This is a genomic window from Amycolatopsis sp. NPDC003865, from assembly GCF_053605345.1.
Map to the genome: position 1 here is coordinate 182,291 of NZ_JBSGJA010000016.1, position 26,424 is coordinate 208,714.

The window sequence follows — 26,424 nt, forward strand, 5'->3', positions numbered from 1 at the left end:
GGTCCCCGTGTCCACCGAAATCCTGACCATGACCGGGATCCGCAAGGAGTTCCCCGGCGTCCTCGCCCTCGACGGCGTCGACTTCCGCCTGTTCCCGGGCGAGGTCCACGCGCTGATGGGGGAGAACGGCGCCGGCAAGTCCACCCTGATCAAGGTGCTGACCGGGGTCTACGGCGTGGACGCGGGCACCATCACCCTCGCCGGGACCGCCGTTTCCTTCGGCGGCCCCGGCGAGGCCCAGCAGGCCGGCATCAGCACGGTCTACCAGGAAGTCAACCTCTGCCCGAACCTGTCGGTGGCGGAGAACGTCTGCCTCGGCCGGGAACCCCGCCGCTTCGGCCGCATCCAGTGGGGCCCGATGCGGCGGCGGGCCGAGGAGCTGCTGGCCCGGCTGGACGTCCACGTGGACGTCTCGGCCGAGCTGAGCACCTGCTCGATCGCGGTGCAGCAGCTGGTCGCGATCGCCCGCGCGCTCGACGTCGACGCGCGGGTCCTCGTGCTCGACGAGCCGACGTCCAGTTTGGACGCCGGCGAGGTCGAGCAGCTGCTGAAGGTCGTGCGCTCGCTGCGCGACGAGGGGATGGCGATCCTGTTCGTCTCCCACTTCATCGACCAGGTCTTCGCCGTCGCCGACCGGATGACCGTGCTGCGCAACGGAAAGCTGATCGGCGAGTACCGCACCGCGGACATCACGCCGGTCGAGCTGGTCACCAAGATGATCGGCAAGGAGCTGCAGGTCCTCGAAACGCTCGAGGACTCCGGGCCGACCCGGGCCGAGGTCGCCGACGCGCCGGTGCTGCTGGCCGCCGAAGACCTCGGCCGCAAGGGCGGCGTCGAACCGTTCAGCCTCGCCATCCACGCCGGCGAGGTCGTCGGCCTGGCCGGGCTCCTCGGATCCGGGCGCACCGAGCTCGCCCGGCTGCTCTTCGGCGCCGACCACGCCGACAGCGGCTCGGTGACGATCGACGGCGACGTCACGAACCTGCGGACCCCGCGAGCCGGCCTCGACCACCGGATCGCGTTCTGCTCGGAGAACCGCAAGACCGAAGGCCTGGTCGAGGAACTGACCGTCCGGGAGAACATCGTCCTGGCGCTGCAGGCCTCCCGCGGCTGGGCGCGGCCGCTGTCGCGCCGCCGCCAGGACGAGATCGCGGAGAAGTACGTCAAGGCGCTCGACATCCGGCCCGCCGATCCCGAAGCGCTGGTGGGCAACCTGTCCGGCGGCAACCAGCAGAAGGTGCTGCTGGCCCGCTGGCTCATCACCGAGCCGCGGCTGCTCATCCTCGACGAGCCCACCCGCGGCATCGACATCGGCGCCAAGACCGAGATCCAGCGGCTGGTCACCCAGCTCTCGGCCGACGGCATGGCCGTCGTGTTCATCTCCGCCGAGCTGGAGGAGGTCCTGCGGCTGAGCCACCGCATTGTCGTGCTGCGGGACCGGAAAGTCGTGGCGCAGCGGGAAAACCAGGGGCTCACCGCAGACGACATCATGGCCACGATGGCCGAAGGGGTGCAGGCGTGAAAGGGATGACCAAACACCGGCTGTTCTGGCCCGTGGTGGCGTTGCTGGCCCTGTTGCTGGGCGACCTCGTCGCGAGCCCGGCGTTCTTCTCGATCGAGCTGCGCGACGGCCACCTCTACGGGAACCTCGTCGACATCCTCAAGAACGGCGCCCCGCTGATCCTCATCGCGATCGGCATGACGCTGGTGATCGCCACCCGCGGCATCGACCTTTCGGTGGGCGCGGTCGTCGCGATCAGCGGATCGCTCGCGTGCCTGTGGATCGCCGACCACCCGGACGGGGTGGGCGCCACGCTCGTCGCCGTCGGGCTGGCACTGGGCCTGTCCCTCGTGCTCGGGGTCTGGAACGGCTGGCTGGTCGCCGCGCTGGGTATCCAGCCGATCATCGCGACGCTCATCCTCATGGTCGCCGGGCGCGGGATCGCGCAGCTGATCAGCGGCGGGCAGATCATCACCATCAACTCCGCGCCCTTCGAGTGGATCGGCAGCGGGTTCGTCTTGACCCTGCCGAGCGCGATCCTCATCGCCCTGCTGGTCTTCGTGCTCGCTTCGCTGCTGGTCCGCCGCTCCGCGCTCGGCATGCTCGTCGAAGCCGTCGGCGGCAACCCCGAAGCCAGCAGGCTGGCCGGGCTCCGCTCGGCGCGGCTGACCTGGCTCGTCTACGTCTTCTGCGGACTGTGCGCGGGCATCGCCGGGCTGATGATCAGCGCGAACGTGCACAGCGCCGACGCCAACCACGCCGGGCTGTTCATCGAACTCGACGCGATCCTCGCCGTCGTCGTCGGCGGCACCCAGCTGACCGGCGGCCGGTTCTCCCTCGGCGGCTCGGTGATCGGCGCGCTGCTCATCCAGACGCTCACCACCACCGTCTACGCCCTCGGCATCCCGCCCGAGGCGATCATGCTGTTCAAGGCCCTGGTCGTGCTCGCGGTGTGCCTGCTGCAGTCGCCCGCGTTCCGCCGGAAGTTCCGGCGCGGGCACGGGGCCCATCCGGTCACCCCGGCGCCGTCGCCGGAGAAGGTCGAGGTCGGCGTATGACCACTGTGCCACCCGGAGCTTCGCCCCGGGCCGGGGGCTCTGCCACCCGGAACCCCCGAAAAGCAATTGGAGCCCGCGTAAAAGGCTACCGGCCGCAGCAGCGGCACGTCCCGATCCTCGCGACGATGGCGCTGCTCATCGCGGCGTACATCTTCGGCGCCGCCCAGTACGAGGCCTTCGGGTCCGGCCAGGTCGTGCTCGACCTGTTCATCAACAACGCCTTCCTGCTCGTGGTCGCGATCGGGATGACGTTCGTGATCCTCACCGGCGGCATCGACCTGTCGGTCGGCTCGGTGGTCGCGCTGTCCACAGTGGTCTCCGGCGACCTGATGCAGAAGCACGGCTGGCCCGCCTACGCGGCGATCGCGGTGGTGCTGGTGATCGGGGCGCTGCTCGGCGCCGGGATGGGCGCGCTCATCCACTTCTTCGAGATCCAGCCGTTCATCGCCACGCTGATCGGGATGTTCTTCGCCCGCGGGCTCTGCTACACGATCAGCACCGAGGCCTACTCGATCGACAACCCGACGATCGCCACCCTCGCCCAGACGCAGATCCCGCTCGGCGGGGAGCTGCACATCTCGATCAGCGTGGTCGTCGCGCTGGTCGTCGTCCTCGCGGCGGTGTACGTGCTGGCCTTCACGCGGTTCGGGCGCACGGTCTACTCGATCGGCGGCAACGCGCAGTCGGCGATGCTGATGGGCCTCAAGACCGGCCGCACGAAGATCGCCGTGTACACGATCAGCGGGTTCTGCTCGGCTCTCGGCGGGCTGCTGCTGGTGCTCTACAAGTCTTCGGGCGACCCGCTCAACGGCGTCGGCCTGGAGCTGACCGCGATCGCCGCGGTGGTCATCGGCGGCACGATCCTCACCGGCGGCTCCGGCTACGTGCTGGGCACCGTGCTCGGGATCATGGTGCTGGGCATCATCCAGACGCTGATCACCTTCGACGGCACCCTCAACTCCTGGTGGACCTCGATCATCACCGGCGCCCTCCTGTTCGTCTTCATCGTCCTGCAACGCCTCGTCACCCGACGGACCCGCTGAAACTCGAGGGAGACCCATGCTCCGCAGACTGCGGCGGCCCACGGCCGTGCTCGCCGCTTTGGCGCTGTGCGCCGCCGTGCCCATCACGGCGGCGCCGGCCGCCGCGGCCGGCCCCGAGCCGGGGCTGGCGGGGCACTGGACCTTCGACGACGGCAGCGGGACCACCGCCGCCGACACCGCGGGCGACCACCCCGCCACCCTGAACGCGGGCGCGGGCTGGGGCCCTGGCCTGCGCGGCGGCGCCCTGACCACCGACGGGACGAGCGGCTTCGCCGACGCCGGCGCGCCCGTGCTCGACACCACCCGGAGCTTCTCCGTCAGCAGCTGGGTCAAGCTCGACAAGACCTCCGGTTTCCAGACGTTCGTCAGCGTCGACGGCAGCCAGGTCAGCAATTTCTTCCTGCAGTTCCGCGACGACTCGCGCCGGTTCGCCTTCACCCGCCTCGCCGGGGACGCCCCGGCCGACGGCGTGGTCGCGGGCGCGGACTTCGACCCGGTCGCCGGCCAGTGGTACCAGCTCACCGGCGTGTTCGACGCGGCGGTGTCAACGCTGTCGTTGTACGTCGACGGCGCCCTCCAGGCGACCGTCGCCGCCCCCGCCGGCTGGGCGGGCACCGGCCACCTGGTGATCGGCCGCGGCAAGTACGGCGGCAACCCGGTGGACTACGTCGACGGCTCGATCGACGACGTCCGCGCCTACAGCGGCGCGCTGACCGCGGCCGACGCCGCCCGCCTGGCCATCGCCGCGCACTGGACCCTCGACGAAGGGACCGGCACCACCGCGGCCGACGGCTCCCTCGACGCGCGCACCGCCACCCTCACCGGCGGCACCACCTGGGGCGACGGGGTCGTCGGCCCGCACGGCGCGGTGCTCGACGGCACCGACGCCGCGATCGAAGCCCCGGCCCCGGTCGTCGACACCGCGCAGAGCTTCTCCGTCTCCGCGTGGGTGAAACCTTCCGCGGCCACCGGCTTCCGCACGGCGGTGAGCGTCGACGGTTCGGCGATCAGCGGCTTCTACCTCCAGCGCGCCGCCGACGGCAGGTTCGCCTTCACCCGCCGCGCGGGCGACGGCGACACGGCGTCGTCCGCGGCGGTGTCCACGCTGCCCGCGCAGGACGGCCAGTGGCAGCACCTTGCCGGTGTCTACAACCGTGCGGCCGGCACGCTTTCCCTCTACGTCAACGGAACCCTGCAACAGAGCGTCCCGTTCACCACGCCGTGGAGCGCCTCCGGCCACTTCGTCATCGGACGCGGCAAGTGGGCGGGCGCCCCGGCCGACTGGTTCGCCGGCGGCATCGACGACGTCCGCGCGTACCCGACGCCGCTGACCGGGTCCGCCGTCGCCGCGCTGGCCGCGAGCGGCTCGTGGCACTTCGACGAGGGCGCCGGCACGACCGCCCGCGACTCGAGCGCCAACGCGGCCGACGGCACGCTGAAGGGCGCCACCTGGACCGCCGGCGCGGCGGGCAAGGCCGTCCAGTTCGCCGGCACGTCCACTGTGGACATGGGCACCTCGCCCGCGTTCGACACCGGCACCGGCTCGCTCTCGCTGGCCGCGTGGTTCCGCACGACGGCGGACGGCACCCTCGTCGACCACGGCGACGGCTACGCCCTCGGCGTGACCGGCGGCAAGCTCACCGCCCGCGTCGGCACCGTCCAGGTGACCACCACCGGCGGCGGCCTCGCCGACGGCACCTGGCACCACGCCGCCCTGGTCCTCGACCGCGCTTCACAGCGGCTCACCGTCTACGCCGACGGCGACGCGGCCGCGGTCACGAGCACCTGCGGGACCCCGGCCGGCACCACAGTGGACGTTTCGGCCTGCCCCGCTTCGGGCACCGCCGCGGCGCCGTTCACCGTCGGGTCCGGGTTCACCGGCGCGGTCGACGAGGTCGAGCTGCGCCGCTTCCCGCTCACCGCCGCCCAGATCGGCACCCTGGCCGGTGCGAACCAGCTCGCGGTGGACGCCAACGTCGTCCGCGCCAACACCCGGCCGACGACCTACGGCTCGATCCTCGAGGACATCAGCCACTCCGTCGAAGGCGGGCTCTACGCCGAGCTCGTCCGCAACCGCACGTTCAAGGAGGCCTACCAGGGCGGCAGCGGCGCGGGCGACACCCCGGTCCCGTACTGGTCCCTGCTGACCTCGGCGGGCGCGACCGGCAGCTACGCCGTCGACACCACCACCCCGCTCACCACCGCGCTCGACCGCTCGCTGAAGCTGCACGCCGGCACCGTCCCCGCCGGGGGCCGGATCGCGGCCGCCAACGTCGGCTTCTACGGCGTCGCCGCGAAACCGGCCACCAAGTACACCGGCAGCTTCTTCGCGAAGGGCACCTGGACCGGCGCGGTCCGCGTCAGCCTGGAGAAGCCGGACGGGACCGTGCTGGCGAGCAAGGACGTCCAGCCGGCCGGGCCCGCGTGGACGCGGCAGACGTTCAGCTTCACCACGCCGTCCACCATCGTCGCGTCCACCGACAACCGGATCGTGGTGTCCCTGGTCAACAAGGGCCGGACGGCACTCGCGGGCGACGCGTGGTTCCAGCAGGTGTCGCTGTTCCCGCCGACGTTCAAGAACCGGCCCAACGGTGTCCGCGCGGACCTCGGGCAGAAGCTCGCCGCGCTGAAGCTCGGCCTGTTCCGCGTCCCCGGCGGCAACTACCTCGAAGGCAACACCCTCGACACGCGGTTCGCGTGGAAGAACACCATCGGCCCGCTCGAACAGCGGCCCGGCCACCAGAACACGGCGTGGGGCTACTGGTCCACCGACGGCTTCGGCATCCTCGACCACCTCGAGCTGGCCGAGGACATCGGGGCCCAGCCGCTGCTGGCCCTGTTCGCCGGGTACACGTTGAACGGCCAGCACGTCAGCCAGGCCGACTACCCGCAGTACGTCCAGGAAGCGCTCGACGAGATCGAGTACGCCATCGGCGACGCCTCCACGACGTGGGGCGCGAAGCGGGTCGCCGACGGGCACCCGGCGCCGTTCGACCTGCACTACGTCGAGGTCGGCAACGAGGACTGGTTCGACGGTTCCGGCAGCTACGCCTGGCGCTTCACCGACATGTACACCGCGATCAAGGCGAAGTACCCGCAGCTGACGGTCGTCGCCACCACCGGCGGCCTGCAGGGCGGCGCCGCGTCGAGCACCTCGACCGGGGTGCGCCCGGACGCCGCGGACGACCACTACTACCAGTCGCCGCAGTGGTTCACCGACAACTCGACCCGCTACGACACCGCCGACCGGTCCGGCCCGGACATCCTCGTCGGCGAGTACGGCGCCCAGGACGGCCGGCCCACCGGCACCCTGGCCGCGGCCATCGGCGAGGCCGCGTTCCTCACCGGGCTCGAACGCAACAGCGACGTCGTCATCGGCTCGATGTACGCGCCGGTGCTGGTGCACGAGAACCAGTCCAACTGGCCGGTCAACCTGATCGGCCTCGACGCCGGGAGCAGCTACGGCTCGCCGTCGTACTGGGTGCAGCAGATGTTCTCCAGCACGCTCGGCAAGCAGATCGTGACCAGCCGTCTCAACCAGGGCAGCCCGCTGCGGCAGGTGGTCAACGTGACCACGAAGAACGGCCGGAAGACGTTCACGGTCAAGCTCGTCAACCCGACCGGCCAGGTGCAGTCCACGCGGCTGGCGCTCACCGGCGTCACCGCGGTCGACGGCACCGGGACGCTCACCACGCTCACCGGCGACCCGGCGGGCTGCAACAGCCTCGCCGCGCCGACCGCCATCGTGCCGCAGACCAGGGAGATCACCGGCCTGGCCGCGACTTCGAAGCTGACCCTGCCCGCCAACTCCGTGACGACGCTCGTCATCACCGGCCGCTGAACAACACCAGGAGAGAGGACACCGTGGGACAACCACTAACCGTCGGCGTCGACTTCGGCACGCTGTCGGGCCGCGCAGTGGTCGTGCGCGTGGCGGACGGCGCCGAGCTGGGCAGCGCGGTCTTCGAATACCCGCACGGGGTGCTCGACGAGACACTGCCCGCCACTTCTCGCGCGCTGCCGCCGGACTGGGCGCTGCAAGTGCCCGCGGACTACGTCGGAGTGCTCCGCAACGCCGTGCCGGCCGCGCTCACCGCGGCCGGGGCGGAGCCGGCCGACGTCATCGGCATCGCCACCGACTTCACCGCGTGCACCATGGTGCCGGCGGCCGCGGACGGCACGCCGCTGTGCGAGCTGCCCGAGTTCGAAGGCAACCCGCACGCGTACGTCAAGCTGTGGAAGCACCACTCCGCCCAGCCGCAGGCGGACCGGATCAACGAGCTGGCCCGCACCCGCGGTGAGAAGTGGCTGCCGCGCTACGGCGGGCTGATCTCCTCGGAGTGGGAGTTCGCCAAGGGGCTCCAGCTGTTCGAAGAGGCGCCCGAGGTCTACGCCGCGATGCGGCACTGGGTCGAGGCGGCCGACTGGATCGTCTGGCAGCTGACCGGCACCTACGTCCGCAACGCCTGCACCGCCGGCTACAAGGGCATCCTGCAGGACGGCCAGTACCCGAGCCGCGACTTCCTCCGCGAACTGGCGCCCGGCTTCGAGTCCTTCGTGGCCGACAAGCTGGAGCACCCCCTGGGCCAGCTGGGTTCCCGCGCCGGGTCGCTGTCCGCCGAAGCCGCGGAATGGACCGGCCTGCCCGAGGGCATCGCCGTGGCCGTTGGCAACGTTGACGCCCACGTCACCGCACCCGCCGCGAACGCCGTCGAGCCCGGTCAGATGGTCGCCATCATGGGCACCTCGACGTGCCACGTCATGAACGGCGCCGAGCTGCGTGAAGTCCCCGGCATGTGCGGGGTCGTCGACGGCGGCATCGTCGCCGGGCTCTGGGGCTACGAGGCCGGGCAGAGCGGCGTCGGCGACATCTTCGGCTGGTTCACCGAGCACTTCGCCCAGGACGGTCACGAGCAGCTCACCCGGCTCGCCGCGCAGCAGGAGATCGGCGAACACGGGCTCGTGGCTTTGGATTGGCACAGCGGAAACCGGTCGGTGCTCGTCGACCACGAACTGTCCGGCGTCGTCGTCGGCCAGACCCTCGCCACCCGCGCCGAAGACGTCTACCGGGCCCTGCTCGAAGCCACGGCGTTCGGCACCCGCAAGATCATCGAGACCTTCGGCGAGGCCGGCGTCCCGGTGACCGAGCTGATCATCGCCGGCGGCCTGGTGAAGAACGCGCTGCTCATGCAGATCTACGCCGACGTCACCAACCTGCCGCTGTCGGTCATCGGCTCCGAGCAGGGCCCCGCGCTCGGCTCGGCGATCCACGCGGCCGTCGCGGCCGGCGCCTACCCGGACATCCGCGCGGCCGCCGCGGCGATGGGGTCGGTCGAGCGCGCGGTCTACCGGCCGGTGCCCGCGCACGTCGCCGCCTACGACGAGCTCTACGCCGAGTACACGACGCTGCACGACTACTTCGGCCGTGGCGGCAACGATGTCATGCACCGCCTCGCGGCCCGCCGCCGCGAGGTCGCGAAGGGACGGTCCTGATGTCGCTGACCGGTGAAGTCCTCGACACCGTCGCGGAACTGCGGGAGACCGTGGCGAACCTCCACGGTGAGCTGACCCGCAACGCGCTGGTCATCTGGACCGCGGGCAACGTCTCCGCGCGCGTGCCCGGCCGGGACCTGATGGTCATCAAGCCCTCGGGCGTGTCCTACGACGACCTGTCGGCCGACACCATGGTCGTCACCGATCTGCGCGGCGAGCTCGTGCACGGCGACCTCGCGCCGTCTTCGGACACCGCCGCGCACGCCTACGTCTACCGGCACCTGCCCGAGATCGGCGGCGTCGTCCACACGCACTCGACGTACGCCACCGCGTGGGCCGCGCGCGGCGAGCCGATCCCGTGCGTGCTCACGATGATCGCCGACGAGTTCGGCGGGGAGATCCCGGTCGGGCCGTTCGCCCTGATCGGCGACGACTCCATCGGCCGCGGCATCGTCGAAACGCTGCGCGCGAGCCGGTCGCCCGCCGTGCTGATGCGCAACCACGGGCCGTTCACCGTCGGCCGCACCGCCCGCGACGCCGTCAAGGCCGCGGTGATGGTCGAGGACGTCGCCCGCACCGTGCACAAGGCCTTCGAGCTCGGCACGCCCGAACCCCTGCCGCCCGAGGACGTCGACCGGCTCTACGCCCGGTACCAGAACGTCTACGGCCAGCACTGACTCCAAGGAGAACGATGACCCGCGCGTCGAAACCCCAGCTCTGGTTCCTCACCGGGAGCCAGGCCCTCTACGGCGAGGAGACCCTCGAACAGGTCGCCGGCCAGTCCCTGCGGATCCAGCAGCTGCTGGCCGCCTCCGGCGGGCTCCCGGCCGAGATCGTCGGCAAGCCGGTGCTGACCGAAGCCGCCTCGATCCGCCGGGTGCTGCAGGAGGCCAACTCCGACGCCGCGTGCGTCGGCGTGATCGCGTGGATGCACACCTTCTCGCCCGCGAAGATGTGGATCACCGGGCTGGACGCGCTGCGCAAGCCGCTGCTGCACCTGCACACCCAGCTCAACGAAGCCCTGCCGTGGTCGACCATCGACATGGACTTCATGAACCTCAACCAGGCCGCGCACGGCGACCGCGAGTTCGGGTTCATCCAGACCCGGCTCGGCGTCCCGCGCAAGACCGTCGCCGGCCACGTGTCGGACCCGGCCGTCGTCGCGCGGATCGACGCGTGGGCCCGCGCGGCCATCGGCGCCGACCACCTGCGGAACCTGCGGCTGGCCCGGTTCGGCGACAACATGCGCGACGTCGCCGTCACCGAAGGCGACAAGGTCGAGGCCGAGCTGCGGTTCGGCGTCTCGGTGAACACCTACGGCGTCAACGACCTGGTCGAGCAGGTCGACGCGGTGTCCGATGTAGAAGGTCTCGTGGCGCAGTACGCCGAGGACTACGACGTCGTGCCCGAGCTGGCCGCCGGGGGAGCGCGGCACGAGTCCCTGCAGTACGCGGCGAAGATCGAGGCGGGCCTGCGGAAGTTCCTCACCGACGGCGGCTTCGGTGCCTTCACCACGAACTTCGAGGACCTCGGCGGCCTGCGCCAGCTGCCCGGTCTCGCCGTGCAGCGGCTGATGGCCGACGGCTACGGCTTCGGCGGCGAGGGCGACTGGAAGACCTCGGCGCTGCTCGCCGCGGTCAAGGCCATGGGCGTGGGCAAGGACGCCGGCGCGTCGTTCATGGAGGACTACACCTACCACTTCGGACCGGGCACGCCGAAGATCCTCGGTGCCCACATGCTCGAGGTCTGCCCCAGCATCGCGGCCGCGAAGCCGTCGTGCGAGATCCACGCGCTGGGCATCGGCAACCGCGAGGACCCGGTCCGGCTGGTGTTCGACGCGGCACCCGGTCCCGGCGTGGTGCTCGGCCTGGTCGACCTCGGCGACCGGTTCCGCCTGGTGGCCAACGAGATCGAGGTCGTCACGCCGGACGAGCCGCTGCCGAACCTGCCGGTCGCGCGGGCGGTGTGGGAGCCGGCACCGTCCCTGTCGACCTCGGCCGAATCGTGGATCACCGCGGGCGGCCCGCACCACACCGTGCTGACCCAGGCGGTCGGCACGGAGACCCTCCGCGACTTCGCGAACCTCCTCGGCGTCGAGCTCCTGGTGATCGACGCCGACACCACCCCGCACGGCTTCGCCGACCGCATCCGCTGGAACCAGGCCTACCACCGGCTCGCTCAGGGCTTCTGAGAAAGGAAGAAGGAACAATGAAGTTCAGCACCAGAGGAATCGCGGCGCTCGCGGCCGCGGGGCTCGCGCTCACGCTGTCGGCGTGCGGCTCGAGCCAGAAGACGGCCGACCAGACGGCCGCGCCCGGCGCGAGCGCCGAGGGCAGCCTGGTCGGCGTCACCATGCCGACGAAGTCGTCGGAGCGGTGGATCCACGACGGCGACAACATCAAGGCCGCCCTGGAGAAGCTCGGCTACAAGGTCGACCTGCAGTACGCCGAGAACGACATCCCCACCCAGGTGAACCAGATCGAGAACCAGATCACCAAGGGCGCCAAGCTCCTGGTCGTCGCCTCGATCGACGGCACCGCCATCACCACCCAGCTGCAGGAGGCCGCGGACAAGAAGATCCCGGTCATCGCCTACGACCGGCTGATCCGCAACTCGCCGAACGTCGACTACTACGCCACCTTCGACAACTTCAAGGTCGGCGTCGAGCAGGCGAACTCGCTGGTCAAGGGCCTGGGCAACGGGCCGGGGCCGTTCAACGTCGAGCTGTTCGCCGGTTCCCCGGACGACAACAACGCCACGTTCTTCTTCAACGGCGCGATGTCCGTCCTCAAGCCGCTGATGGACAGCGGCAAGCTGGTCGTCAAGAGCGGCCAGACCGACTTCGCCCGCGCGGCCATCCTGCGCTGGGACCCGGCCACCGCGCAGCGGCGCATGGAGGACCTGCTCACCAAGACCTACACCGGTGGCGCGAAGGTCGCGGGCGTGCTTTCGCCGTACGACGGCCTGTCGATCGGCATCCTGTCGGCGCTGAAGAGCAACGGCTACGGCACCGCCGGCCAGCCGTACCCGATCGTCACCGGGCAGGACGCCGAGGTCGCCTCGGTCAAGTCGATCATCGCCGGTGAGCAGTACTCGACGATCTTCAAGGACACCCGCAAGCTCGCCGACACCACCGTCAAGATGGCCGACTCGGTCCTCAAGGGACAGAAGCCCGAGGTCAACAACACCAACGACTACGACAACGGCAAGAAGGTCGTCCCGTCCTACCTGCTGCAGCCGGTCACCGTGGACAAGGCGAACTACCAGAAGGAACTGGTCGACTCCGGCTACTACACGGCAGGTCAGCTGAAATGACCGAACTGCTCGGCATGCGCGGGATCACCAAGACCTTCCCCGGGGTCAAGGCGCTGTCGGACGTCACTCTTTCCGTGCGCCGCGGGGAAATCCACGCGATCTGCGGGGAGAACGGCGCCGGGAAGTCCACCCTGATGAAGGTGCTCTCGGGCGTCTACCCCCACGGGACGTACGACGGCGAGATCACCTTCGAGGGACAGCGGTGCGAGTTCGGGTCGGTGCGCGACAGCGAACGGCGCGGGATCGTGATCATCCACCAGGAACTCGCGCTGTGCGGCCAGTTGTCGATCGCGGAGAACATCTTCCTCGGCAACGAACAGGCCAAGCGCGGCTGGATCGACTGGAACCGCACCAACCACGAGGCCGGCGCGCTGCTCAAGCGCGTCGGCCTCGCCGAAAACGCCACGCGGGCGGTGCAGGAACTCGGTGTCGGCAAGCAGCAGCTCGTCGAGATCGCCAAGGCACTGTCCAAAGAGGTCAAGCTGCTGATCCTCGACGAGCCCACCGCGGCGCTCAACGACGACGACTCGGCCCACCTGCTCGAGCTGCTGCGCGGGCTGCGGGACGAGGGCGTCACCTGCGTGATCATCTCGCACAAGCTGGGCGAGGTGACCGCGATCGCCGACACCGTGACGATCCTGCGTGACGGCAAGACGATCGAAACGCTGGACGCCGCCGGACTGACCGAGGAACGCATCATCACCGGCATGGTCGGCCGCGACCTCGAGCACCGGTTCCCGCCCCGGGAACCGGAGATCGGCGAAGAGGTGCTGCGGATCGAGGACTGGACGGTGCACAGCCCGACCCAGGCCGGGCGGGTCGTCGTCGACCGGGCGTCGCTGACGCTCCGGCGCGGGGAGATCGTCGGCCTGGCCGGCCTGATGGGTGCCGGCCGCACCGAGCTCGCGATGAGCGTGTTCGGCCGGTCGTGGGGCAAGGACATCTCCGGGAAGATCTTCAAGCACGGCGAGGAGATCGAAGTCCGGTCGGTGCAGGACGCCGTCCGGCACGGGATCGCCTACGCCACCGAAGACCGGAAGCGCTACGGGCTCAACCTGATCGAGGACATCCAGCGCAACGTGTCCGCGGCCGGGCTGGGCAAGCTGGCCAAGCGCGGCTGGGTCAACGAGCACGCCGAGCACGACACCGCCAACTCCTACCGCCGTGATCTGCGGATCAAGGCACCGAGCGTGCAGAGCGTGACCGGGAAGCTCTCCGGCGGCAACCAGCAGAAGGTCGTGCTGGCCAAGTGGATCTTCACCGATCCGGACGTGCTGATCCTGGACGAGCCGACCCGCGGCATCGACGTGGGCGCGAAGTTCGAGATCTACACGATCATCAACTCCCTCGCCGCGCAGGGGAAGGCCGTGCTGGTCATCTCCTCCGAGCTGCCGGAGCTGCTCGGGCTCTGCGACCGGATCTACGCGCTGTCGGCGGGCCGGATCACCGGTGAGGCCCAGCGCGAAGAAGCCACTCAGGAACTGCTGATGCAGTACATGACTAAGGAACGGGAATGACCACGACCGAAGCGCGGCCCGACGCGCCCCCGGTTGAGCGCTCCAAGCGGAGGATCTCGATCAACCCGCGCCAGAGCGGCATCTACGTCGCGTTCGCGCTGATCGTGGTGCTGTTCGAGGTGCTCACCGGTGGCGCGCTGCTGGAACCGCAGAACATCTCCAACATCATCGTGCAGAACAGCTACGTGCTGATCCTCGCGATCGGGATGATCCTGGTGATCATCTCCGGGCACATCGACCTGTCCGCCGGGTCGGTGGTCGCGATGACCGGCGCGGTGTCGGCGGTGCTGATGGTGAATTCGCACATGCCGTGGTTCCTCGCGGTGCTGATCACCCTCGTCGTCGGCGCGGTGATCGGCGCGTGGCAGGGCTACTGGGTCGCCTACTTCGGCATCCCGGCGTTCATCGTGACGCTGGCCGGCATGCTGGCGTTCCGGGCACTGACCCTGACCGTCCTGGGCAACCAGGGCATCGGCCCGTTCCCGGACGCGATCCGCACGCTGTCCAACGGCTTCACCGACGGCTACCTGGGCAACATCGGTCTCGGCCCGCTCGGCGGCGCCGACCTGGTGTCGCTGCTCGCCGGCGTCGCCGCGGTGGCCGGGATCGCGTTCACCCAGTGGCGCAAGCGGATGGGCCGGCTGGGCTACGGCCAGGACGTCGACCCGTTCGGGGTGTTCGTGCTGAAGCTCGCCGGGATCGCGGTGCTGGTCCTCGCACTGGTCGTGCAGCTGGCGCGGTTCAAGAACCTGCCGTGGGTGCTGATCCTGCTGGCGGTGCTGGTGCTCGGCTACTCGCTGGTGGCCGGGAAGTCGGTGTTCGGCAGGCACATCTACGCCGTGGGCGGCAACCTGCAGGCGGCGACGCTCTCGGGCGTCAAGGTCAAGCAGGTCACGTTCTGGATCTTCGTCAACATGGGCGTCCTGGCGGCGCTGGCCGGCATCATCTTCGCCGGCCGGTTGAACCAGGCGGGCCCGACGGCGGGCGTCAACTTCGAACTCGACGCGATCGCGGCGGCGTTCATCGGCGGCGCGGCGGTCCAGGGCGGTGTCGGCAAGGTGGTCGGCGCGATCACCGGTGGCCTGATCATGGCGGTGATCAACAACGGGATGTCCCTGATCGGCGCCCCGAGCGAGCGGGTGATGCTGGTCAAGGGCGTCGTGCTGCTGGCGGCCGTGGCGTACGACATCTGGACGAAGCGCCGCGCGGCTTCCTGAGCCGGGTGGTCTGTGCGGGGCGCCTCGGGGTGGTTCTTCCGAGGCGCCCCGCACAGCGTTTCTACTGGTTGCAGCGCCTGCCGGTGTTGATGCAGTTGACGACCTGGTTCATCAGGCGCTGACCCATGACGTTGGCGAAGTCGTCGTGGTCCGAACGCGGGTTGTGCTTCTCCTGGGCGAAGGCGTCCACTTTGTACTGGCCCTTCACCTGGATGTCGTGCGGGATGTCGTAGACCAGCTTGATCACCAGCTGCGGCACGTTCTTGAACCCCTGCGGGCACTTGCCCTGCTGGTCGGCGAACACGATGTGCGTGCGGTGGTTGGTGCTGTCGATGTTCTTGCCGTCCCAGCAGTTCGGGAAGGCGTGAATCCGCTCCACCTTGCTGTTCTGCGGGCAGATCGGGTAGTGGTCGGTCAGCCGGTCCTCGAAGCCGGTGCAGGTCCAGCTCGGCCGGGCGTTGGCCGGGCCGTTGGTGCTCTGCTTGGCGTCGCCGTACAAGATCCGGAGGAACTGCGGCATCGCGACGACCTTCTGCGCGCCGCCGCTGGTGAACGTGATCGTCGCCGACTGGACGCGCTGGATCTCGCCGTCGTTGTCGCCGACCTCGTTCTTGTCGTTGACGCCGGGCAGCTCCGCGGGCTGGCCGTTGCTGTTCTGGCCGCCGTTGTCGAGGCCGCCCTTGCCGTTCTGCTTCAGCGCGCACTGCGCGAGCCCGCCGAGGTTCGTCGGCTTCGCGGCCCGGCGGCCGATCGCGATGGCGATGCGGTCGATGGTGGCCGCGCGCTTGTCCTTGAGCGGTCCGACGACGGCGTTCTGGATGTCCTGCGGGGTCTTGAGGTCGCCGTTCGCGATCCGCTTGTTGGCTTCGTCGATCTGCTTGTCGAGCAGGTCGAGGTTGCGGTTCACCTCGTCCATGGCCTGGTCCGGGACGTCGGGCAGCTTGCTCGCGACGTCGGGGCAGTCGACCTGGGCGCTCGCCTTGTCCTCGGCGCTGCCGGCCCGGTCGGGCTGGGTGGCGGGCGGGTTCTTCTCGGCGTCGCCGGTGTCGATGCGCACGACCGGCCAGAAGTAGGCGGACTTGTCGCCGTTCTTGCAGGTGGTGCCGGCCTTGACCAGGCTCTTGTTGTTCGAGTCGGCGTTGGTGGAGAGGTTGCCGACGTAGTCGTGCAGGTGCTGGGCACCGTTCTTGATCCCGGGCTGGGCGATGAAGTTGTCGGGGTTGAAGTGCTGGTTCTCGTTGCGTCCGCAGTCCACGGTGAACGTGCCGCGCGCGCCTTTCCGCTGCAGCGCTCTGTTCACGTTAACACCGGATGGCACCTTCGCGATGTCGATGAAGAACGACGCGTCGGCGGGATCGGCGCTGGCCTGGCCGGTCCGCCCGGCCGTGGTCGCGACGACGATGCCGCCGACCGCGAGCGCGAGGGCGAGGCCGCCGGTCGCGATCTTGGTGCGGCGGCTGATGCGATGTCTGCCCGTGGCGGGGGAATTTTTCCGGGGCATGGTCACCTTCTTCGGTTTTCCGGGCACGACGGGGAAAGCTGCGTGCCCGAGGGGAGACGCGCGGAACCCGGGGGAGTGCCACCGCGGGCGCGGGAATCGGGGAACCGCGCCCGGTGTCACTGGTTCCGGCACTGGCTGAAACGGCCGTGGCGGAAGCCCGGTTCAAAGCGGCTCATCCGCGTTACCTTTTCGTTATTTATGGAAGGTGAAGGAAGTTCACGTCCGGTGGTGTGATCGTTAACATCACCGGCATGACCGAGGACGACGCGGGTCCCAGAGGTTCTTTCCGCATGCGGCGCCGGGGCACCCTCGGGGTGATCACCACCGGAACCGCCGCCTCCGGGCCGGTCCTCAACGGTCTGCGCACCGCCGCGCACGAGCACGGCTACGCCCTCGTCGTCTTCGGCGTGCCGGGCCGCGGCCGCGCCGCGGTGCCCGCCGCCGCGGCCGGCCTGCTGCTGCAGGGCGTGTCGGGCATCGTGGTGGTGGACCCCCACCTGGTCGCCGAGCTGCCACCGGTCGACGGCGTCCCGCTGGTCCCGGCCGCGTCGGCCGACCAGCGCGAAGGTGCCCGGCGGGCCACCGAGCACCTCCTGGAGCTGGGCCATCCGACGGTCTGGCACCTCGGCGGCCCGGAAGACGGGCCGATCGCCCGCGCCCGCGAACGCGGCTGGCGGGAGACCCTCGAGCACCACGGCGCCCAGGTACCGCCGGTGGTCCGCGGCGACTGGTCCGCCCGGTCCGGTTACCGCGCGGGTCAGTCCCTGGCGGCCGAACCGGGGGTGGGCGCGGTGTTTTCGGCCAACGACCACATGGCACTGGGTCTGCTGTCGGCGTTCACGGAAGCGGGGGTGCGAGTCCCGCGCGACGCCCACGTGGTGGGGTTCGACGACGTCCCGGAGGCGGCCTACTTCGAGCCCCCGCTGACGACGGTCCGCCAGGACTTCGTGGCGGCGGGCCGCCAGACGCTGGCGGTGCTGGCGGCCCGCATCGACGGCGTGGCGGCTCCGGTGCGGGAGACGGTCGAGGCCGAACTGGTGGTGCGGGAGAGCAGCCGCTGCCTCAAAGGGACCTGACGCGGGCCGCGGTCGGGGTGCGGTTCAGCATCCGCTGCCGCGAGGGCGGGGTGCCGTCGGCTCTCCGCGCGGGGCCGCCGCGGGCTCGCCGATCACCGGGTCAGGGGCAGCGCCGCCAGCCCGCGCAGGGACGGGTTCGGGCGGCGCACCACCTCGCCGCCGATCCGCAGCGCCGGGAACCGCTTTCCCAGCTGTTCGAGCAGCACCGTCATCTCCGACCGTGCCAAGGCCGCGCCGAGGCACAGGTGCAGCCCGTGCCCGAAGAACAGCCCGCGGCCGTCGTCGCGGGTGATGTCGAAACGGTCCGGGTCCGGGAAGCGCGCGGGGTCCCGGTTCGCCGCTCCGGTCAGGAGCACGACCGCGTCGTCCGCCGGGATCTCCCGGCCGCCGAGCACCGCCGGCCGGGCGGCCGCGCGCTGGCTCATCTGGGCCGCCCCGTCCCACCGCAGGATCTCCTCGGTCGCGCCGGCCGCCAGCCCCGGGTCGCCGGCGAGCAGGGCGTACTGGTCCGGGTGGGTCAGCAGGGCGTGCACCCCGTTGCCGAGCGCACCGGCCGTCGTCTCGTAGCCGCCGCCGAACAGCACGACGAGGGCGTTGAGCACCTCGTCCTCGGACATCAGCTCCGCGCCCGTGGCGGGCCGGGCCAGCAGCGCGGACGTCAGGTCGCCGGCCGGGTCCGCACGCCGCTTGGCGATCAGCTCCGTGAAGTAGGCCCGGAATTCGACGGCGGCGGCGTCGACCTCGGCGCGCAGGGCCGGCGACATCGCGGGGTCGACCTGCTTGCCGATCAGGTCGGTGAGGCGGCGAAGCCGGTCGTGGTCGGCTTCGGGCACGCCGACCAGGTCACCGATCACGGCCATCCCGAGCGGGTAGAGGACGGTGCCGACGAACTCCGCCGCGGTCCCGTCCGCGGTGGCGTCGGCGAAGCGGTCCAGCACCCGGTCGGTGGCCCGGCGGACGGCGGGCTCCAGTTCCTGGACCCGCCGCACGGTGAAGTCGCGGACGAGCAGACGGCGCTCGCGCGTGTGCTCCGGCGGGTTCTTCCACGGCAGGAGGGCGGTCAGCAACACCATCGCGGGATTCTCGCGCCAGCCCGGCCGGTGCCGGTCACGCCACGAGGCGTCCAGCACCGGGAACGTCTCGCCGTCGGCGAGGACCTGCTGGCAGTCCGCGAACCGGGTGAGAACCCAGCCGTCGAAGACTTCGCTGCGGAAGACCGGCGTCTCCTCGCGGAGCTTCGCGTAGACCGGGTAAGGATCGGCGAGCCCGGCCGGGGTGGACAGGGACAGCAGGGCTTCGTCGGCGGCTGCGGACATGGTGCTCCCTCCAGTGGCGAACCGGTTCCCGCAGTCTTCTCCCGGCCCCAGCGCCGGGGCAGGGGATCGGGACGCGCTTCACCCGGATGGCAGGCCCGGCTCCGGCCGCCGCGTCAGAGCGTGAGGCGATCGCCGAGGGCGCGGATGTGGTCCGCTTCGCCGCAGCCGAGGTCGAGCTGGCGGCGGCGTTCCGCGACGAACGCCCGGCCGAGGCCCGTCCGGTCCGATGTGGACATACTCCGGCGCAGGTCGTTCAGCAGCCCGCGTTCCTCGCCGCGCACGTGCCCGTCGATCACGTTCTCCAAGCGCAGCAACGCCTTCTCGAAGTCCTCGCCGTCCACCACGGCCAGCAGGTCGTCGGCGAACGGCGCGCCGGGGGAGGAGGGGCGGACGATCCGCTCGGTCGCCGTCGCGTGGGCCACCAGCAGAGCCGACAGCTCCGCCACCAACGCCGGGCGGTCGGCCTCGGTGTTGCGCAGGTCGCGCAGCAGCTGCTCGAACCGGCGGTGGTCGGCCAGCAGCACCTCGACCAGGTCCGACCCCGGGGCGGCGGCGGCCGGGCCCGGGCGCATCCAGCCGAACGTCAGCTCCACCGCCTGGCGCCAGTGCCCGTACTCGGTGTCGCGGCGGGCCGGGTCCATCGCCGGGAGCCACTGCCCGGCCCGGTGCCAGTTGCGCCGCAACCCCTCCAGGTCCGGCCAGTACCCGACCGACAGCCCCGCCGCGTACGCCGCGCCGAGCGACACCGTCTCCGCGACCATCGGGCGGACCACCGGCACGTCGAGGACGTCGGCGATGAACTGCATCAGCAGGTTGTCCGCGGTCATCCCGCCGTCCACCTTCAAGGACGACAGTGCCAGCCCGGAGTCCGCGTTCATCGCGTCGACGACCTCGCGCGTCTGCCAGCCGGTCGCCTCCAGCACCGCCCGCGCCAGGTGGCCCTTCGTGATGTACGACGTCAGCCCGGCGATCACGCCGCGTGCTTCGCTGTGCCAGTGCGGCGCGAACAGCCCGGAGAAGGCGGGCACGATGTAGCAGCCGCCGTTGTCCTCGACCGTCCGCGCGAGGGTCTCGATCTCGGGTGCGCTGCCGATCAGCTCCAGCCCGTCGCGGAACCACTGCACGAGCGACCCGGTGACGGCGATCGACCCTTCCAGCGCGTACACCGCGGGCTCGTCGCCGATCTTGAACCCGACGGTGGTGAGCATGCCGTGGGTGGAGAGCACCGGTGTCGGACCGGTGTTGAGCAGCAGGAAGCTGCCGGTCCCGTACGTGCACTTCGCCTCGCCGGGCGCGAAGCACGTCTGGCCGAAGAGCGCGGCCTGCTGATCGCCCAGGGCCGCGGCGATCCGGATGCCCGGGACGACCCGCGAAGTGGTGCCGTAGACCTCGGTCGACGAGCGGATCTCCGGCAGCATCGCGCGCGGGACGTCGAAGAAGTCGAGCAGTTTGTCGTCCCAGCTGAGCGTGCGCAGGTTCATCAGCATGGTGCGCGAGGCGTTGGTGACGTCGGTGACGTGCACGCCGCCCTCGGCGCCACCGGTGAGGTTCCAGATCAGCCAGCTCTCGATGGTGCCGAAGAGGACGTCGCCGCGCTCGGCGCGCTCCCGCAGGCCGGGCGTGCGTTCGAGCAGCCAGCGCACGCGCGGCGCGGAGAAGTACGTCGCCAGGGGCAGGCCGCACAGCTGCCGGACGCGGTCGGCGCCGGGTTCGCGGGCGAGCTGTTCGAGCATGGCGTCGGTGCGGGTGTCCTGCCAGACGATCGCCCGCCCGACGGGGTTGCCGGTGTGCCGGTCCCACAGCACGGTGGTCTCCCGCTGGTTGGCGATCCCGAGCCCGACGACCTGGTCCGCGGTCGCGCCGGCGTCGGCCAGCGCCTGCGGCACGATCCGCGAGAGGTTCCGCCAGATCTCGGTGGCGTCGTGCTCGACCCAGCCGGGCCGCGGGAAGTGCTGCTGGTGTTCGCGCTGCACGACCGAGACGAGCCGGCCGCGGGCGTCGAACAGGATGCACCGGGTGGAGGTGGTGCCCTGGTCGATGGACATCACGTACCGCTGGACCACCTGCTCACCTCCATCGGATCGGGAACGCCCGGCGCGGGGCGCGTGCGGCGGAGCCGGCGGTGCACGGGGGCGCCGGACCGGGCAGCGCGGGCGGAAGCCGGCGCCGCGGCGGGCGGGGGTTGGGGGTTGGTGGTGGCGGGGTGGGTCGTGGGTGGCGTGGGTTGGGGGTTGGTGGTGGCCGGGTGCGCCCTGAGCCGTGAACGCCGTGGGGCGGCGGGGCCGGCCGTGGGCGGCGGAAGCTGGGGGCGGGCCGCCCCGGCGGGCGCCGGCCGCCGGAGCCGGGCGCCGGGCGGGCTCGCGGGATCCCGGTCGCGCCGCGGGTGTTTCACGCTCGCCACCTCCTTCACCACCGGGACGCGCCCAGGTCGCGCGAAACCGCGCGGGCCGCGTCGCGGACGTGGCCCAGCAGCCGCGGGCTCGGGCTGCCGTCCGGCTCGCAGATCCGCTCTACCGCGCCCGACACCCCGATCGCGCCGACCACGATGCCGCCGTGGCCGCGGATCGGGGCCGCGATCCCCGCCTCGCCGGTGATCATCTCGCCGTTCTCCGCCGCCCAGCCCGCCTCGCGCACCTTGCCGCAGGCGCGCTTGATCGCGGTCTGGGTGACCAGGGTCCGGCGGGTGTAGGCCTCGGGGTCGCCGGTGCGCAACGATGCCACGAGAGTCGTGTCGTAGGCCAGCAGCACTTTCCCGAGCGCGGTCGCGTGCAGCGGCAGCAGCGTGCCGACGTCGAGGGTCTGCAGGCTGTCGTCCGGCCGGAACACGTGGTGCACGACCAGCACCCGGCCTTCCAGGGGCGCGCCGATCCGGACCGCCTCGCCGCTGCGCGCGGCCAGCGCGTCCGCCCAGTTGATGGCGCGGGACCGCAGCTCGTTGACGTCGAGGTAGCTCGTGCCCAGGTGCAGCAGCGCCGCGCCGAGCTGGTACTTGCCCGTGTCGCGGTCCTGCTCGACGAACCCGACGCCCTGCAGCGTGCGCAGGATCCCGTGCGCGGTGCCCTTCGCCAGCTCCAGCGATTCGGCGATCTCGCCGACCCCGAGCCGGCCCGAGCCGCGCGCCAGCAGCCGCAGGATCGCGGCGGCGCGTTCGATGGACTGGATCGGACCGGGCACGCCGCCAACCTAACCCGACCGGCCTTGATTCGACAATGTCGAACATCCACACCGGTCGTTCGACAATGCCGACCGGCGTCCGTTGACCGCTCCGCAACCCGAACTTAACTTTCCTTCACCAGGGGGAATGAACGGTCCTTTGTGGAGGAAGCAATGGTGCGAAACCTCAAGGCCCACGGACTCGCCGGCGAGATGGCCGCCGAGTTCGTGGGGACGATGATCCTCATCCTCTTCGGGTGCGGGGTGGTGGCGCAGGTCGTCGCCGCGGGCATCGGGGACCACGACAGCATCGCCTGGGCCTGGGGACTCGGCGTCACGCTCGGTGTCTACGTCGCTTCGCGGATCAGCGGCGCGCACCTGAACCCGGCCGTGACCGTCGCGCTCGCGGTCTTCAAGGGCTTCGAATGGCGCAAGGTCGCCCCCTACGCGCTGGCCCAGACGGCCGGCGCCTTCCTCGCCGCGCTGCTGGTGCGCTGGAACTACACCGAGGTGCTCAACGCCAAGGACCCCGGCCTGACGATCAAGACCCAGGGTGTCTTCTCCACCCTTCCGGGTAACGGCACGCTCCCGGTGGGTGACTGGGGCGCCTTCCGCGACCAGATCATCGGCACCGCGATCCTCGTCCTGGTGATCTTCGCCATCACCGACCTCCGCAACACCTCGCCGGGCGCGAACCTGGCCCCGGTCGTCGTCGGCTTCCTCGTCGTCGCCATCGGCATGGCCTGGGGAACCGACGCCGGCTACGCCATCAACCCCGCCCGCGACTTCGGCCCGCGGTTCGCGTCCTGGCTCACCGGCTACGACACGGCGTGGTCCGACCAGTACGGCTTCCCGTACTGGTGGATCCCGATCGTGGCACCCGTGATCGGCGCCGTGATCGGCGGCGCGATCTACAAGTTCCTCATCGAGCGGCACCTGCCCGCCGGGGAGCCCCTGGACGCCATGCCCGCCAAGGACTTCGAGCCCGCCAACTGAAACGGAGAACACCCATGCCTGACTACGTCGGCGCCGTTGACCAGGGCACCACGAGCACCCGCTTCATGATCTTCGACCACGGCGGCAACGAGATCGCCCGCCACCAGCTCGAGCACGAGCAGATCCTGCCCAAGCCGGGCTGGGTCGAGCACGACGCCACCGAGATCTGGGAACGCACCCGCTCGGTCATCGCGACCGCGCTCAACAAGGCCAACCTGACGCACGGCGACCTGGCCGCGCTCGGCATCACCAACCAGCGCGAGACCACCGTCGTGTGGAACCGCCGCACCGGGCGCCCGTACTACAACGCGATCGTCTGGCAGGACACCCGCACCGACCGGATCGCCTCCGCGCTGGAACGCGAGGGCAAGGGCGACGTCATCCGCCGCAAGGCCGGCCTGCCGCCCGCGACCTACTTCTCCGGCGGCAAGCTGCAGTGGATCCTGGAGAACGTCGACGGCGTGCGCGAGGACGCGGAGAAGGGCGACGCGCTCTTCGGCACCACGGACTCGTGGCTCATCTGGAACCTCACCGGCGGGCCGGACGGCGGCGTGCACGTCACCGACCCGACCAACGCCTCGCGCACCATGCTGATGGACCTCGAGACCCTCGACTGGGACGACGAGCTGCTGTCGTTCTTCGACGTCCCGAAGCAGATGCTGCCGGCGATCCGGCCGTCGTCGAACCCCGGCTTCTTCGGCACCACCCGCGCCGACGGCCCGCTCGGCGGCGAGGTCGCGCTCACCGGTGTCCTCGGCGACCAGCAGGCGGCCACCGTCGGGCAGGTCTGCTTCCGGCCCGGCGAGGCCAAGAACACCTACGGCACCGGCAACTTCCTGCTGCTCAACACCGGCCACGAGCTCGTCCGCTCGAAGCACGGCCTGCTCACGACGCTGTGCTACCAGTTCGGCGACGACAAGCCGGTCTACGCACTGGAAGGCTCGATCGCCGTGACCGGGTCGGCGGTGCAGTGGCTGCGCGACCAGCTGGGCATCATCAGCGGCGCGGCGCAGAGCGAGAGCCTGGCCCGCCAGGTCGAGGACAACGGCGGCGTCTACTTCGTGCCGGCGTTCTCCGGCCTGTTCGCGCCGTACTGGCGCTCGGACGCCCGCGGCGCGATCGTCGGGCTCACCCGGGCCTCGACCAACGCTCACATCGCGCGGGCCACCCTGGAGGCGATCTGCTACCAGACCCGCGACGTCGTCGAGGCCATGCAGAACGACTCCGGCGTGACACTCGACGTGTTGCGTGTGGACGGTGGCGTCACCGCCAACGAGCTGTGCATGCAGCTGCAGGCCGACATCCTCGGCGTGCCGGTGTCGAAGCCGGTCGTCGCCGAGACCACCGCGCTCGGGGCCGCCTACGCGGCCGGGCTGGCCGTCGGGTTCTGGAAGTCCACCGACGAGCTCGAGCAGAACTGGAACGAGGACAAGCGCTGGGCGCCGACGTGGACCGCCGAGCAGCGCGCCGAGGGCTACGCGGGCTGGCAGAAGGCCGTCGGCCGCACGCTCGACTGGGTCGACGTGCAGTGATGATGAGGAGGAACACCGTGACCGCACTTTCCCCGCAGTACCGCGCCGACGCGCTGCGCAAGCTGGCGAACGAAGAGATCGACGTCCTGGTTGTCGGCGGGGGAGTGACCGGGGCGGGAGTCGCGCTCGACGCCGCGTCGCGGGGGCTCTCGACCGCGCTGGTCGAGGCCCGCGACTTCGCCGCCGGCACGTCCAGCCGGTCGTCCAAGCTGATCCACGGCGGCCTGCGCTACCTGGAGCAGCTGGACTTCAAGCTGGTGCGCGAGGCGCTCAAGGAGCGCGGGCTGCTGCTGCAGAAGCTGGCCCCGCACCTGGTGCGGCCGGTCAAGTTCCTGGTGCCGCTGCAGCACCGGGTGTGGGAGCGCGGCTACATCGGCGCCGGCGTCACGCTGTACGACACCCTCGGCGGCGCCCGCGCGCTGCCGCGGCACCGGCACCTGTCCAAGCGCGGCGCCTTCAAGGCCGCGCCCGGCCTGGCCGACGACGCGCTGATCGGCGCGATCCAGTACTACGACGCCCAGGTCGACGACGCCCGCCACACGATGACCATCGCGCGGACGGCGGCCGAGCAGGGCGCTTCGGTGCTGACGCGGGCGCGCGTCACCTCGCTGCTGCGCGACGGCGAGCGGGTCGTCGGCGCGAAGGTCGTCGACCGCGAGAGCGGCGCCGAAATCGAGGTGCGGGCGAAGACGGTGGTCGCCGCGACGGGTGTCTGGAGCGACGACATGGCGGAGGCGGCCGGGATCCCCGCGCCGTTCACCGTCCGCGCGTCCAAGGGCATCCACCTCGTGGTGCCGCGGGAGAAGATCGACCTCGACACCGGGCTGATCCTGCGCACCGAGAAGAGCGTGCTGTTCGTGATCCCGTGGGGACGGCACTGGATCGTCGGCACCACCGACACCGAGTGGGACCTCGACCGCGAGCACCCGGCGGCGAGCCGCGCGGACGTCGACTACGTGCTCGAGCACCTCAACGCCGTGCTCCGGACGCCGGTGACGCACGACGACATCGAGGGCGTCTACGCGGGCCTGCGGCCGCTGCTCGCGGCGAAGGCGGCCGCGACGACGAAGCTGTCGCGGGAGCACGCGGTCGCGCACCCGGTGCCGGGCCTGGTGATCGTGGCGGGCGGCAAGTACACGACGTACCGGGTGATGGCCGCGGACGCGGTCGACGTCGTGGTCGAGGAGCTCGGCCGCCCGGCCCCGCCGTCGTGGACCGACCGCCTGCCGATCGCCGGGGCCGAGGGCTACCACGAGCTGTGGGCCGACCGGCACTCCGTCGCCTCGCGGACCGGCCTTTCGTCGACGCGGGTCGAGCACCTCCTGCAGCGGTATGGCACGCGGATCTGGAACCTCGTCGAGCTGATGGAGGAGGATCCTTCGCTGGCTTCGCCGATCACGGAGACGTCGGAGTACCTCCGCGTGGAGGCCGTTTACGCGGTCTCCCACGAAGGCGCGCTGCACCTGGAGGACGTCCTGACGCGGCGGACGCGCATCTCGATCGAGGAGCGCGACCGGGGCGTCGCGGCGGCGCCCGTCGTGGCCGCGCTGATGGCACCGCGGCTGGGCTGGGATTCGCACCGCACCGACCGTGAGGTGGCGAACTACCTGGCCCGCGTCGAGGCGGAGCGCTCGGCCCAGGAAGCCCCGGACGACGCGGCGGCGAACGCCACCCGCCTCGCGGCGCCGGCGTTGCTGCCGAGCTGA

The 26,424-nt window shown here is 71.0% G+C and carries 18 protein-coding genes; 14 read left to right on the forward strand and 4 right to left on the reverse strand.

Annotated elements, in window-relative coordinates:
* Positions 1-28: 28 nt before the first annotated feature.
* From ACWEVP_RS33230 to mmsB, 10 genes are all read left to right on the forward strand, one after another.
* Positions 29-1,522 (forward strand): sugar ABC transporter ATP-binding protein, encoded by a 1,494-nt coding sequence (locus ACWEVP_RS33230; RefSeq protein ID WP_452066574.1) that lies wholly within the window; start codon positions 29-31, stop codon positions 1,520-1,522.
* Positions 1,523-1,527: 5 nt separating this feature from the next.
* Positions 1,528-2,559: an ABC transporter permease gene (locus ACWEVP_RS33235; RefSeq protein WP_452066510.1), complete on the forward strand. Its 1,032-nt coding sequence runs from the start codon at positions 1,528-1,530 to the stop codon at positions 2,557-2,559.
* A gap of 125 nt (positions 2,560-2,684) precedes the next feature.
* Entirely contained in the window at positions 2,685-3,602 is a 918-nt protein-coding gene (gene yjfF / locus ACWEVP_RS33240) for a galactofuranose ABC transporter, permease protein YjfF (protein WP_452066511.1), read from the forward strand.
* Positions 3,603-3,618: 16 nt separating this feature from the next.
* A complete protein-coding gene (locus ACWEVP_RS33245; RefSeq protein WP_452066512.1) occupies positions 3,619-7,443 on the forward strand; it encodes a LamG-like jellyroll fold domain-containing protein in 3,825 nt (1,274 codons plus the stop codon).
* A gap of 23 nt (positions 7,444-7,466) precedes the next feature.
* Complete coding sequence (araB, locus tag ACWEVP_RS33250) at positions 7,467-9,095, forward strand: ribulokinase (RefSeq protein WP_452066513.1); 1,629 nt, start codon at positions 7,467-7,469, stop codon at positions 9,093-9,095.
* Positions 9,095-9,772, forward strand: a complete 678-nt coding sequence (locus ACWEVP_RS33255; RefSeq protein WP_452066514.1) for an L-ribulose-5-phosphate 4-epimerase — start codon at positions 9,095-9,097, stop codon at positions 9,770-9,772. The genes araB and ACWEVP_RS33255 overlap by 1 nt, the downstream gene beginning before the upstream one ends.
* 14 nt (positions 9,773-9,786) lie before the next feature.
* Positions 9,787-11,286 carry an L-arabinose isomerase gene (araA, locus tag ACWEVP_RS33260; RefSeq protein WP_452066515.1) on the forward strand — a complete coding sequence of 500 codons (1,500 nt, stop codon included), beginning with the start codon at positions 9,787-9,789 and terminating at the stop codon, positions 11,284-11,286.
* A 17-nt stretch (positions 11,287-11,303) separates the two neighbouring features.
* Positions 11,304-12,410 carry a multiple monosaccharide ABC transporter substrate-binding protein gene (gene chvE, locus ACWEVP_RS33265; protein WP_452066516.1) on the forward strand — a complete coding sequence of 369 codons (1,107 nt, stop codon included), beginning with the start codon at positions 11,304-11,306 and terminating at the stop codon, positions 12,408-12,410.
* Complete coding sequence (gene mmsA / locus ACWEVP_RS33270; protein WP_452066517.1) at positions 12,407-13,927, forward strand: multiple monosaccharide ABC transporter ATP-binding protein; 1,521 nt, start codon at positions 12,407-12,409, stop codon at positions 13,925-13,927. The genes chvE and mmsA overlap by 4 nt, the downstream gene beginning before the upstream one ends.
* Positions 13,924-15,144, forward strand: coding sequence for a multiple monosaccharide ABC transporter permease (gene mmsB, locus ACWEVP_RS33275; RefSeq protein ID WP_452066518.1), 1,221 nt, complete (start codon positions 13,924-13,926; stop codon positions 15,142-15,144). Before mmsA ends, mmsB begins: the two co-directional genes overlap by 4 nt.
* A gap of 61 nt (positions 15,145-15,205) precedes the next feature.
* On the opposite strand, the gene ACWEVP_RS33280 is transcribed toward mmsB, so the two are convergent.
* The gene (locus ACWEVP_RS33280) at positions 15,206-16,645 is read right to left on the reverse strand and encodes a DUF1996 domain-containing protein (RefSeq protein WP_452066519.1); all 1,440 of its coding nucleotides are present in this window, start codon (positions 16,643-16,645) and stop codon (positions 15,206-15,208) included.
* A gap of 251 nt (positions 16,646-16,896) precedes the next feature.
* On the opposite strand from ACWEVP_RS33280, the gene ACWEVP_RS33285 reads away from it, so the two are divergent.
* Positions 16,897-17,721 (forward strand): substrate-binding domain-containing protein, encoded by an 825-nt coding sequence (locus tag ACWEVP_RS33285; RefSeq protein WP_452066520.1) that lies wholly within the window; start codon positions 16,897-16,899, stop codon positions 17,719-17,721.
* Between the two features lie 92 nt (positions 17,722-17,813).
* On the opposite strand, the gene ACWEVP_RS33290 is transcribed toward ACWEVP_RS33285, so the two are convergent.
* From ACWEVP_RS33290 to ACWEVP_RS33300, 3 genes are all read right to left on the reverse strand, one after another.
* Positions 17,814-19,037, reverse strand: coding sequence for a cytochrome P450 (locus ACWEVP_RS33290; protein ID WP_452066521.1), 1,224 nt, complete (start codon positions 19,035-19,037; stop codon positions 17,814-17,816).
* Between the two features lie 113 nt (positions 19,038-19,150).
* Entirely contained in the window at positions 19,151-21,100 is a 1,950-nt protein-coding gene (glpK, locus tag ACWEVP_RS33295; protein ID WP_452066522.1) for a glycerol kinase GlpK, read from the reverse strand.
* Positions 21,101-21,443: 343 nt separating this feature from the next.
* The gene (locus tag ACWEVP_RS33300; RefSeq protein ID WP_452066523.1) at positions 21,444-22,211 is read right to left on the reverse strand and encodes an IclR family transcriptional regulator; all 768 of its coding nucleotides are present in this window, start codon (positions 22,209-22,211) and stop codon (positions 21,444-21,446) included.
* 153 nt (positions 22,212-22,364) lie between these two features.
* Between ACWEVP_RS33300 and ACWEVP_RS33305 the strand changes: the two genes are divergently transcribed.
* The 3 genes from ACWEVP_RS33305 to glpD are packed head-to-tail and all read left to right on the forward strand — an operon-like array spanning position 22,365 to position 26,424.
* Positions 22,365-23,186: an MIP/aquaporin family protein gene (locus tag ACWEVP_RS33305; RefSeq protein WP_452066524.1), complete on the forward strand. Its 822-nt coding sequence runs from the start codon at positions 22,365-22,367 to the stop codon at positions 23,184-23,186.
* Positions 23,187-23,200: 14 nt separating this feature from the next.
* Entirely contained in the window at positions 23,201-24,718 is a 1,518-nt protein-coding gene (gene glpK / locus ACWEVP_RS33310; RefSeq protein WP_452066525.1) for a glycerol kinase GlpK, read from the forward strand.
* A complete protein-coding gene (gene glpD / locus ACWEVP_RS33315; protein ID WP_452066526.1) occupies positions 24,718-26,424 on the forward strand; it encodes a glycerol-3-phosphate dehydrogenase in 1,707 nt (568 codons plus the stop codon). The genes glpK (ACWEVP_RS33310) and glpD overlap by 1 nt, the downstream gene beginning before the upstream one ends.